10 protein-coding genes are annotated in these 11,653 nt (G+C 36.7%); 5 read left to right on the top strand and 5 right to left on the bottom strand.

Annotation, left to right across the window (positions count from 1 at the left end):
- The 4 genes from Q0U74_RS07075 to Q0U74_RS07060 all read left to right on the top strand — a co-directional run.
- A partial coding sequence (locus Q0U74_RS07075) for an ABC transporter ATP-binding protein (protein ID WP_297393657.1) occupies positions 1–691 on the top strand: 691 nt, incomplete at its 5' end.
- Positions 684–1,391, top strand: coding sequence for an ABC transporter ATP-binding protein (locus tag Q0U74_RS07070; RefSeq protein ID WP_297393655.1), 708 nt, complete (start codon positions 684–686; stop codon positions 1,389–1,391). The genes Q0U74_RS07075 and Q0U74_RS07070, both read left to right, overlap by 8 nt.
- A gap of 187 nt (positions 1,392–1,578) precedes the next feature.
- Positions 1,579–2,295, top strand: a complete 717-nt coding sequence (locus Q0U74_RS07065) for an ABC transporter ATP-binding protein (RefSeq protein WP_297393654.1) — start codon at positions 1,579–1,581, stop codon at positions 2,293–2,295.
- 4 nt (positions 2,296–2,299) lie between these two features.
- The gene (locus Q0U74_RS07060; RefSeq protein ID WP_297393652.1) at positions 2,300–3,949 is read left to right on the top strand and encodes a hypothetical protein; all 1,650 of its coding nucleotides are present in this window, start codon (positions 2,300–2,302) and stop codon (positions 3,947–3,949) included.
- 25 nt (positions 3,950–3,974) lie between these two features.
- Here the strand turns inward: Q0U74_RS07060 and Q0U74_RS07055 are convergent, their stop codons facing one another.
- Together Q0U74_RS07055 and Q0U74_RS07050 are read right to left on the bottom strand one after the other, a co-directional pair.
- On the bottom strand, positions 3,975–5,084 hold the full coding sequence (locus Q0U74_RS07055) for a SpoIIE family protein phosphatase (protein ID WP_297393650.1): 1,110 nt from the start codon (positions 5,082–5,084) through the stop codon (positions 3,975–3,977).
- Between the two features lie 56 nt (positions 5,085–5,140).
- Positions 5,141–6,271, bottom strand: a complete 1,131-nt coding sequence (locus Q0U74_RS07050; RefSeq protein WP_297393649.1) for a class I SAM-dependent RNA methyltransferase — start codon at positions 6,269–6,271, stop codon at positions 5,141–5,143.
- A 129-nt stretch (positions 6,272–6,400) separates the two neighbouring features.
- Here Q0U74_RS07050 and Q0U74_RS07045 point away from each other — a divergent pair, with 129 nt between their 5' ends.
- Positions 6,401–6,754, top strand: a complete 354-nt coding sequence (locus tag Q0U74_RS07045; protein ID WP_297393647.1) for a class II SORL domain-containing protein — start codon at positions 6,401–6,403, stop codon at positions 6,752–6,754.
- 88 nt (positions 6,755–6,842) lie between these two features.
- On the opposite strand, the gene Q0U74_RS07040 is transcribed toward Q0U74_RS07045, so the two are convergent.
- Genes Q0U74_RS07040 through Q0U74_RS07030 form a run of 3 tightly spaced genes read right to left on the bottom strand, consistent with a single transcriptional unit; the run spans position 6,843 to position 11,466 of the window.
- A complete protein-coding gene (locus Q0U74_RS07040; protein WP_297393645.1) occupies positions 6,843–8,015 on the bottom strand; it encodes an iron-containing alcohol dehydrogenase in 1,173 nt (390 codons plus the stop codon).
- Between the two features lie 9 nt (positions 8,016–8,024).
- Complete coding sequence (locus Q0U74_RS07035) at positions 8,025–9,767, bottom strand: ABC transporter ATP-binding protein (RefSeq protein ID WP_297393643.1); 1,743 nt, start codon at positions 9,765–9,767, stop codon at positions 8,025–8,027.
- The gene (locus tag Q0U74_RS07030) at positions 9,754–11,466 is read right to left on the bottom strand and encodes an ABC transporter ATP-binding protein (RefSeq protein ID WP_297393641.1); all 1,713 of its coding nucleotides are present in this window, start codon (positions 11,464–11,466) and stop codon (positions 9,754–9,756) included. Before Q0U74_RS07030 ends, Q0U74_RS07035 begins: the two co-directional genes overlap by 14 nt.
- Between the last annotated feature and the right edge of the window lie 187 nt (positions 11,467–11,653).

Raw genomic sequence — 11,653 nt, 5'->3', positions numbered from 1 at the left:
AAAGGAAGGCGAACTCTTTGGACTAATTGGTCCCAATGGCGCTGGCAAGACCACAGTCTTTAATATGGTGACAGGTGTTTATTCTCCCACTGAAGGAGAAATCCTATTAAAGGGCGAAAGAATAAATGGTCTTTTGCCTCACAAGCTTGTTGAAAAGGGTATATCCAGAACCTTTCAAAACATCAGGCTCTTTGGTTATATGTCTGTCCTTGACAATGTTCGTGTTGCCCAAAATGATGAAATAAAATATGGACTAATAGATGGAATGTTTAGGACAAAAAAATTCTGGAAGGAAGAATATGAGGGCATCACTCGTGCCATGGAATTTTTGAAAATTTTTAACTTAGATAGGTTTAAAAATTTCTCTGCCAACACCTTGTCCTATGGCGACCAAAGAAAATTGGAAATCGCAAGAGCCATGGCAACTAATCCAAAACTTCTCCTCCTAGACGAACCTGCTGCTGGCATGAATCCCCAAGAGACAGAAGAGCTTATGGAAACAATTAGACTTATTCGTGACAAATTTAATATTACAATTCTACTAATTGAGCACGACATGAAACTTGTCCTTGGCATTTGCGAAAGGATTGCTGTTTTAAATTATGGAAAGATGCTAACTGAAGGTCTTCCTCGCGATGTTATAAACGACCCTAGAGTTATAGAAGCTTATCTTGGAGGTAGCAATGCTTAAAGTAACAGATTTAAATGTATTTTATGGAAATATACACGCACTAAAGGGCGTAAGCTTCGATGTAAATGAAGGAGAAATAGTTTGTTTAATAGGTGCCAATGGCGCTGGCAAAACTTCAACCCTTCAAAGTATATCGGGGCTCATCCCCAAAAAAAGTGGCGTTCTTAGATTTTTAGATAAGGATGTAAGTAAGGCTAAGGCACATGAAATTACTAGGATGGGAATTGCCCAAGTGCCTGAAGGCAGAAGAGTCTTTACAGACTTATCCGTCCTTGACAATTTAAAGCTTGGCGCCTTTGCTGTGAAAAATCCAAAGGAAAGCGACGAGGAAATTTTAAAGGTCATCTATGAAAGATTTCCAATTCTTGAAGAGAGAAAAAATCAAAGAGCAGGCACCCTTTCTGGTGGCGAGCAACAAATGCTTGCCATGGGTCGTGCCATGATGACTAGACCAAAATTAATTTTGTTAGACGAGCCTTCCATGGGTCTTTCTCCCCTCTTTGTTGAAAAGATTTTTGATGTAATAAAAAATTTCAAGGAGATTGGCGTAACAGTTCTCTTAGTAGAACAAAATGCAAATCTGGCTCTTAAAATTTCTGACAGAGCCTATGTCCTTGAAACTGGAAAAATTGTAAAGAGTGGATCTGCCAAGGAACTTTTAAGTGATCCAAGTGTTAAGGCAGCCTATCTCGGCGCATAATTTATTAGACCCTTCGGGGTCTTTTATTTTGCAAAGATTTTTTGTAAAATTTTTTGCCTTTCTATTTAGATTCTTTTCAAAATAGAATTGACAGGTAAAATTTTTTATTATAAGATAATTTTAAATTTAAAGAGTTTAAAACATTTTAGATATGAATTTTATAAAAATTTTCATAACTGGAGGCAACATGATAAAAATAGAAAACTTGAGAAAAACTTTTGCCACAAAAATTGCTGTAAATGACCTAAGTTTAGATGTGCCCAATGGAGTAGTCTATGGCTTCTTAGGACCCAATGGCGCAGGCAAAACTACAACTATAAAAATGATTGTGGGCATGCTTAGGCAAGACAGCGGCAAAATTGAAATCGACGGCATTGACACCCTAGAGGACCCCATTGGATCAAAGAAAAAATTTGCCTATGTGCCAGACAACCCCGACATCTACGAGACCATGACTGCTAGGCAGTATATAAACTTTATGGCAGATGTCTTCTCCATGAGCTTAGAAAAGAGAAATGAAAATATAAAAAAGTATGCAGAAATTTTTGAGATGACAGAAAATTTAGACGCCACAATTTCTACCCTATCTCATGGCATGAAGCAAAAAATAGTTTTAATAGGCGCCCTAATTCACGAGCCAAGGCTTTTAATTTTAGATGAGCCCATGGTTGGCCTTGATGCAAAAAGTTCCTTTAGGCTAAAAAATATTATGAGAGAAGTGGCTGATGGCGGCGGCACAGTTTTCTTTTCCACTCATGTAATGGAAGTTGCAGAAAAAATGTGCGACGAAATTGCAATTATTAATAAGGGAAAATTAATTGCAGAGGGAAGTCTCGATGACATCAAGGCTGCTGCCAAGGACAGTGGAAGTCTTGAAAAAATATTTTTAGAGCTTACGGAGTGATTTTATGAATAGATTTTTTGAATTAAAGACTCTTTTAAAAAAAGACCTCTACCTGAGTCTTCTGGCTCCCCTAAAAAAGCCCTCAAAAAATGGCGGTGACTTTAGGGTTCTAACAGTTTTAGGCCTTGTAATTTTATTTTTCTACCTTGCCTTTTTATATTTTTTCTTAATTCTTGGCTTCATAATTCCCATGGCAAAGCTTGGAAAGGAAAGCCTGGTCCTAATGGTCTTCTTTGGCCTTGTCTCTCTTGGCACCATAGTCTTTACCAGCCCAGGAATTATTTCAAAAATTTATTACTCTAGGGATGTGGAACTCCTACTTCCCCTTCCCCTTAGGCAAAATAATATTTATCTATCAAAGATTCTTGGCTCTATCATAACAGTCTTTGTGGTTAGCTTCATAGTTTTTATTCCCATGGTCTTTCCACTGACAAAATATGGAAATTTAAATTTTCTTAAATTTTTCTCCATAGTATTTTTGAATTTATCAAATATTATTTTTACACTTTTAATTATGTCAATTATCCTGATTTTATTTATGAGGGCCTTTGCAGGCATAGGTGGACTAAAAAATCTACTTCAGGCTCTTGGTTTTATTTTTGGAATTGGGGCGACCTTGGCACCACAGCTTATCGCCAGATCAGATCTTTCAAAAGAATTTGTAGAAAAAAACATAATAAAGTTTATAAAGCACCTCTTCCCACAAGTTTATCTAGTGGATAAAATTTATGTGATGAATAATATCCCAGGCTTTTTTATAAGCCTTGGTATACTTCTTCTTATGGCTCTAATTTTATTTATCCTAAGCTTTCCCCTCTCAAAGTTAATGATAGCTGGAGTCTTAAGGGCAAATACATCAGGCTCAAGGGCAAAGAGAAAGGGAGAAAATAAAAACACATCTATTGCAATTTCTCTTGCAAAAAAAGATGTGGCAAATGTAATAAAGACGCCCGTTTACTTTTTTAACTTGGCAAGTGGAGCTTTTATGTTTCCAATCCTCATGATTTTTGGATTTTTAAAGGGCGAAAGTATAAAACACATTCAAGAATTTTTTGCCAATACAGAGTCTTTCGGTTTTGGAAAAATTGATGTCTTCTTTGCCCTATTAATAGGACTATTTTTCTATGCAGCCTTTATGACACCCCTGTCTATCACAAGCATAACTCGCGAAGGGAAAAATATTTATCTAATGCAGACTCTTCCCATCTCCTATGAAGATCAGATTAAGGGAAGAATTTTGGGCTCAAGCTTATTTCAATTTATATCAACTTTTCCAATAATAATATTTTTAGCCTACCTCATAGGCTTTGATGGTCTATATATTTTGGCTATGCTAATAGGGTCCTGCCTTGGGTCTTATGCCTCATCTTCCTTTGGAATTTACTATGGCATAAAATATCCAAAGCTTGATTGGGAAAACCCTCAAGATGCAGTTAAGAGAAACTTCCCAGTATTTCTCTTTGGAATACTTAGCATGGCGGCAATGGCACTTTCAGCCTTTATAATTTTTAGGCTCTATATGGCCTTTGGGTCAGTAAGTTTTGTTAAATTTATAATTATAGGCTATGTCGCTGTGGCAATGGCACTTTCCTTTGCAATAAAAAAACAGGCAAAAATTTCTTTAAAAGAAAAATTGCCTGAATATAATTCATAAGCTCACAAGTGGTGAGCTTTTTTATTTACCAAACATTAATAAGAAGCATTGAGATGTCGTCTGTCTGTTCTTCGTCATCAAATTCTTCTAACTCGTTATCTAAAATTTCTAGGACATCCTTATTATTTTCTAAGATAATATTGTGGACTCTCTCGTAGCCAAAGGATTCCTTCTTTGAATTTCTTGCCTCCACAACTCCATCTGTCATAAACAAAATGTAATCGCCTGAATAAAGTTTTATTTCCTTCTCTTCATAATCAGGTCTGGCAAAAAATCTTGAAATTGGATAGCCCTTTGATTCTAAGCTCATAAATTCTCTGTCCCTAACCATTATTGGCAGAGGCAAATGGCCTGCATTGGCAAAAACAAATTTCTTCTTTTTTGTGTTGTAAACTCCATAAAAGCAAGTGAAATAATTTTCTATTTCAAGCCTTAGGCTAGTAAACCTTGTGCAAAGTTCAGAGAGAGTTTTTTGGGGCGAAATGAGAGTAAGCTTATCAAGAGTCCTCACAACAGACTTAATAAACATGGTAACCATGGAGGCAGCAAAGCCGTGACCAACAGAGTCGGCTATGTAGATAGCTATGTGGTCATCATCTATTTCAAAGACATCAAACATGTCGCCACTTAAAATTGTAGAAGGTCTGTAAACATAATTTACCTTCAAGTTTTTTATAAAGCCCCTCTCTGGCAAGACTGTCTGTTGGATAAGTGAGGCTGCCATAGTTTCACTGGTCATGAACCTATTTTTCTCGATAATTTCCCTTTGCAACTTTCGTGCCATAGTTACATTTCTAAAAACTTCAACTACGCCAAGGATTTCTCCCTTTTTATTTATAATTGGTGAACACTTTACGGAAAAAACCATGCTGCCAATATTTTCTTCTCTTTGGATAACTTCGCCGCTTAAAAGTGCCCGCCTAGTTATCTCTGGATCAAAGAGATCTTCGCCCAAGATGCAAACTTTTTTGTCACTGTCATAACCTAAGAGGTCTTCCATTGCCTTGTTGACAAAGACGACTTTTTCATTATAGTCAAGAACCCGAACTAAGTCTGCAATGGCATTTAGAACTTGAAAATCAATTTTGTCGTCAATTTTATCCTCTATTCTTTCTTCAGCTAAATATTTTTCCATGTTTCACCACCTTTATTTATTGTTTACAGTATAGCAAATTAAGATTCACATAACAATTATCTTTTTGGCTTTGGACCATAATATTGGTAGTAGTATGTCTTAATTCTGCCGTTGTATAATTTTCTATTTCTGTCAGCTTTTTTGCCAAAATTTTTCTCGAAGTTTTCATTGGCAGTAATTACATAAAAAGACCAAGTCTTTAAGGTTTTCGCAAGCTCGCCCAACTCTTTATTTAGCTGGTCAACATCTTCCTTACCAATTCTCTCCCCATAGGGTGGATTTGTTATGATGACGCCATAGTCATCGGGTAGGTCTAAATCTCTTATGTCCTTTTGGAAGAAGGAGATGTCTTCCTCTAGACCTAGGATCTCTGCATTTGACTTGGCAATTTCTATTGCCTTATAGGAAACATCTGATGCTAAGATTTCCAATTTTTCATCGTATTTTATTTCAGAGTAGGCTTTTTTCTTTTCTTCCTTAAAAATTTCTGGGTCGAAAAATTTAAAATTTTCAAAATCAAATTTTCTCATAAGTCCTGGCGCAATATTTTTTTCCATCATGGCTGCTTCAATGGGAATTGTGCCTGAGCCGCAGAAGGGATCTGCTAAAATCCTGTCCTTGTTCCAAAAAGTCAGCTTAACAAGACTTGCCGCAATAGTTTCTGAAAGGGGAGCCTTGTAGTTTACCTCCCTATAACCTCTCTTGTGAAGTCCCTCGCCTGATGTGTCAATGGTAATTTCTGCTAGGTCATTTAATAGTGAAACTTCAATTTTTACTCTTGGACCAGATTTTTCGAACCAGGAAATTTTATACTTCATCTTAAGTTTTTCGATTATTGCCTTTTCAGTAATCCTTTGGCAGTCGGAAATAGAAAATAATTTTGACTTCCTGCTTCTTCCTTGAATGATGAAATTATCTTCCTCGCCAAGATAGTCCCACCAGCGAATTTCAAAAACCTTGTCGAAAAGTTCTTCAAAGGTCTCTGCCTTAAAGGAGTCAACTAAGAGTAAAAGTCTCTCTGCCGTCCTTAACTTTAAATTTAAGATGGCAATGTCCTTAAAATCACAATCTATTTCAACTTTTCCGTCACTTACTTTTAAGTCCTCATAGCCCAAGTCTATTAGTTCTCTTTTTGTAACAGCTTCAAGACCCATATTTGTAGTGGCGATTAATTTTATTTTATCCATTTTGCACCTCTAATTTATTATACTAAATATAAAAGTTTTTTTCCTTATTTTAAAATTAATGAGTTAATTAATTTAAATGGGGTAATAACTTTTATGTAGTAAAAATATAAATTTTTGGGGGTAATAAAAATGAAATTAACTGAAACAGTACAAACTGCTGATTTTAAATCTGAAAAACACGTTCCTGTAATTCACGTAGAAAAGGCTGAAGGTCTTCTAAAGATTAAGGCTATGGTTGGAGAAGAAATCGAACATCCAAACACTTTAGAACACCACATTGCATGGATTAAAGTATTCTTCAAACCTGAAGGAGAAAAATTCCCAATTGAAGTTGGTTCTTACGAATTTAGCGCACACGGCGAAGGCGAAATCTTTACAGTACCTTGCGTTGAAACAGCTGTAAAAACTGACAAGGGTGGAGAAGTTTACGCACTAAGCTATTGCAATATCCACGGACTTTGGGAAAATTCAGTAGAAGCTTAAGAATAAAATTTTAAAAAGACGAGGATTTTTGTCCCCGTCTTTTTTTGTGCTTTTTTATTTTTTTAATTTTTCCAAAAATTTTTTAAACTTATAGAGAAGCCTTATAAATTTCTAGTATGTCTCTCTTTTTAAGTTCCACAACGCCCTTTATTGAGCCGCCAGCATGTCTTGCTGCTGCCTCTGCCATGACTTCAAGCTTTTTGTCGTCAATGCCAACTTCACCAAGAGTCATTGGTATGTTCATGTCATTTTCAAAGAAAGCATGAAGATGTGAAATTGCTTTTTTGGCATCGTTAAACTTGTCCTCACTTGCCTTTATGCCAAAGACATTTATGCCAAAGTCCCTAATCATGTCCACTGTGTCATCATTTAAGATGTGGTTTAAAAATCTTGGAGTCAAAATTGCAAGACCAATGCCGTGAGTTATGTCATAGAAGGCAGAAAGTTCGTGTTCCATGGCGTGAACTGACCATCCTGTTGCCTTGCCCGTAGAAAGTAAACCGTTAATTGCCCAAGATGATGCCCACATAATATTTGCCCTTGCCTCATAATTTTCTGGCTCTTTCATGGCAATAGGTCCGTAGTGGATGCAAGTTTTTAAAATTCCTTCAGCCAGTCTGTTTTGCATGTAAGCTCCATCTCCTAAAGTGAAATAATTTTCCATAGTGTGACTCATTATGTCGGCAATTCCTGCTGCAGTGTGCTTGGCATTAACTGTATAAGTTAGCTCAGGATTTAGGATAGAGAATTTTGGAAGAGTGTAGGCTGATGTGAAGCCAAGTTTTTGTGTAGTTTCAGGATTTGTAATAACTCCTCCCCTGTCCATTTCAGAACCAGTTGCTGAAAGAGTTAAAATTGTTCCAAGAGGAAGCGCCCTTTCAATCTTTGCCTTTCTAATTACAATGTCCCATGGGTCGCAATGAAGATAAACTGCTCCTGCAACGAGTTTTGAAAGGTCAATTACAGAGCCGCCGCCCACTGCCAAGATGAAGTCCAAATTATTTTCTCTAATAATTTTTACGCCCTCTCTTGCTGACTCAACTCTTGGGTTAGGCTCAATGCCAGAAAGTTCCTTGTAAAAAATATTATTTTCTTCAAGTATTTTTATTATCTCGTCGTAAAGTCCACTTCTCTTAATGGAGCCTCCGCCATAGGAAAGTAAAACTCTACTTCCATATTTTTTTATTTCAGAAGCCAAATTTTTCATTTGGTCCCTTCCAAAAAGAATTCTCGTACTAACATCAAAAATAAAATCTTTCATATTGACCTCCTAGTCCTTAAATTGTGAATTATATAGCTCTGCATAGACTCCCTTTCTTGCAAGAAGTTCTCTGTGATTTCCCTTTTCAACAATGTCGCCCTTGTCTAAAACTAAAATCACATCAGAATTTACAATAGTGGAAAGTCTGTGGGCGATTACAAAATTTGTCCTCTCGTGAAGGAGATTTTTCATGGCCTTTTGTATTAGCGCCTCTGTCCTTGTATCCACAGAAGAAGTCGCCTCATCTAAAATTAAAATTTCCGGGTCAGACAAGAGGGCTCTTGCTATTGTCAAAAGTTGCCTTTGTCCCTGAGAAATATTTGACGCCTCTTCATTTAACATGGTGTCGTAACCCCTTGGCAGTTTCTCTATAAAGGAGTGGCAGTAGGCCTTTTTTGCCGCCTCAATCACTTCTTCTCTTGTGGCATCTTCTCGTCCATACAAAATATTTTCATAAATTGTACCCCTAAAGAGCCATGAATCTTGGAGAACCATACCAAAAAGTGAGCGCAAGTTATTTCTAGACACATCTCTTATGTCTTTGTCATTTATCTTAATGGAACCCCTATCAATATCATAAAACCTCATAAGTAGATTTACAATAGTAGTCTTGCCTGCCCCTGTTGAGCCAACTATGGCAACAGTTTTATTTTTTTCAACTGCAAGGTTTAAGTCATTGATGACAGGTTTTTCTTTATCGTAGGAAAAATATACATGTCTAAATTCAATATCTTCCACTGGTCTTTTTATTTCATCCTTTACAAGTTCAACTTCAGGCTCTTGGTCCAAAAATTCAAAAACTCTTTCGGCAGCAGCAATTGAAGCTTGAAAAATTGACGCCATCTCTGCTAATTGCTCAATTGGATTGGAGAGCCTTCTCACATATTGAATGACTGCCTGAATGTCTCCCACAAATAATTTTCCAGACACCACTAAAAGTCCGCCCACAATGGAAAGCATTACATAGCCAAGGTTTGAAATAAAGGTCATAATTGGAAGCATGATGCCCGTCATAAATGAGGCGCGATAGGAAACCTCATAGAGATTGTCATTGATTTCTAAAAACTCCCTTTCTGATCTCTCTTCATAGTTAAAGGCCTTAATGAGTTCAGACCCAGAAAAGTTTTCTTCGACAAAGCCCACCATAGAGCCGAGACCTCTTGACTTCCTCCTAAAATATCCTTGAGACTTTTTCGAAATAAATTTCGTGGAAAAATAGGTCATGGGTAGGGTAAAGAGAAAGACTAAAGTCAAGCTTGGAGAAATTTTTATCATGACAAAGAGTATGCCCACAATTAAAACAATAGAAGATAAGATTGAAGAAATTGTCTGCTGCAAATTTTTTCCCAGAGTCTCAACATCGTTAGTCATCCTAGATAAAAGGTCCCCAGTCTTATTCTTGTCGAAGAAAGAAGTTGGAATGTACTTGACCTTTTCGGAGATTTCTCTTCTAAAGCTTGCAATTAAGTCCTGAGTCACATCTACTAAAATTCTGCCCCTAAAAAATTCAAAGACAGCTTGAAAAATATAAACGACAGCCATTATTATGCAAATTTTTATGACGAAATCAAAGTCTATGCTGGTCTTCATCTTTAAATTTTCAAAAATTCTAGTGGTGATATTTCCCATTAACTTTGGCGAAATTATTTCAAAAATAGATGAGCCAATAGTAAGAAATATTGCAAGAAATAAAGGGCCCTTATAATTTTTTAAGTAGGAAATTATCCTTAAAATTGTGTTATTCTTCTTCATAAGCTTGCCCCTGACTCACTGCAATTTCCCTATAAATTTCATTTGTCTTCATGAGACTTTCATGATTACCATAGCCTGCCACCTGACCGTCTTCCAAAACCAAAATTTTGTCGGCATTTAAAATCGTAGCCACTCTTTGTGCCACAACAATAACAATTTTGCCCTGAAGTTTTTCCTTTAAAATTTGTCTAAGCTCATAATCAGTCTTATAATCTAAGGCTGAAAAAGAATCGTCAAAGAGGTAAACTGAGGCATCTCGAGTGAGAGCTCTTGCTATGGCAAGTCTCTGTCTCTGTCCGCCAGAAAGGTTCTTGCCCCCTCTTGCTATTTCCTTATTAAGTGGATCTCCTCCCAAAAATTCCTCTGCATCGGAATTTTTTATGGACTCCAGCATTATTTCTTCTTCAGCATCTTCCCTTGCGTAGGATAAATTTTCAGCAACAGTTTTTGAGAAGAAGAAATTTTCCTGTGGCACATAGGAAATTTCCTCTCTAAGCCCAAAGTTTTTTAGACTCTTGATGTCTATACCGTTAATAAAAAGTTCACCATCCCCTGGCTCGTAAAATTGCAAGAGAAGTCTTAAAAGAGTTGACTTGCCTGAACCAGTCCCGCCAATTATGCCAAGGGTCTCGCCCTTTTTCACATGAAAATTTATGTCCTTTAAAACTTTTAAGCTGGCATCGGGATAGGAAAAGGACAAGTCCCTTGCCTCAATGTCAAAAATTTCCTCTGATAAAATTTTTTCGCCACCAGTTTTTGTCGCTTCATAGTCCAAAACTTCGTTAATCCTCTCCATAGATGCAAAAGTTCTAGGAAGAAGGGTAAGAAGAAAAGACATCATGATCATGGCTAGGAGAACTTGAGTGATGTACTGAATGAATGCCATAAGTTCGCCAATGCCCATGTCTCTAATATCTACTAACTTTGCCCCATAGTAGAGGACAAAAATTATTCCAAAATTTAAAATGGTGCCAAGCATGGGTCTCACATTGACAAGAAGTTTATTCACAAGACTTGCCATCTCTTGATAAGATTTGTTTGCCTGGTCAAAAATTTCTTCCTCGTAGTCGTCCTTGGAAAAAGCTCTGATGACGCGAAGACCAGTTAACCTCCTCCTAAAAAGTTCATTTAACTTGTCAAGCCTTCTCTGCAAAATTGGAAAGTAGGGCAGACCCCTTTTGAAGACATAAAAAATTCCAAATCCAATAAAGGGAATGGTAAGGGGAAAGACAAGAGACAGCTTTACATTTGTAGAAAGAGCCATGATGAGTCCACCGATAAACATGAGGGGACCTCTAATTAGCGGTCTAAGTCCCATTAAAACCATTTGCTCAACTTGGTTTACATCGTCAGTAGTTCTTGTAATAAGTGATGAAATAGAAAAGTGCTCAACATCGTCAAAGCTGAGATAATTAATTTTCTTAAAGAGCTTGTACCTCAGGTCTCTTGAAAAAGCCATAGTGGTCTTTGAAGAGTGATAGGCAGCAGATGCCCTGCACATGACAGTTAAAATCACGACGACTATCATGAGAGCTCCAATTTTTAGCACATAAGATGTGTCACCATAAGCCACACCCTTATCTATGACAAGGCTCATAAGTCGCGGCAAAAAAAGTTCGCCCAGAGCATTGCCAAAGGTAAGAAGTATTACAACAATTATTCTAATTTTATATTTATTAAGTCCCTTATATATGCTCATAAAACCTCCGTAAATTCATTTTAGCATATAGACTTTTTAAAAGAAAATTACAGGAGAAGTTTTATAGTTTTTCCCAAAAAATTTGCAAAAAAATAAGAGCAGTTGCCTGCTCCTATTTTATATTTATTTTTAATCTAAAGGATTAGTCAAGAATCTTAGATACTACTCCAGATGCTACTGTTCTTCC

This window comes from uncultured Peptoniphilus sp. (assembly GCF_946998875.1).
In the GTDB taxonomy this organism is placed as follows: Bacteria; Bacillota; Clostridia; order Tissierellales; family Peptoniphilaceae; genus Peptoniphilus_A.
This window is presented reverse-complemented; position numbering and strand designations above follow the sequence as displayed.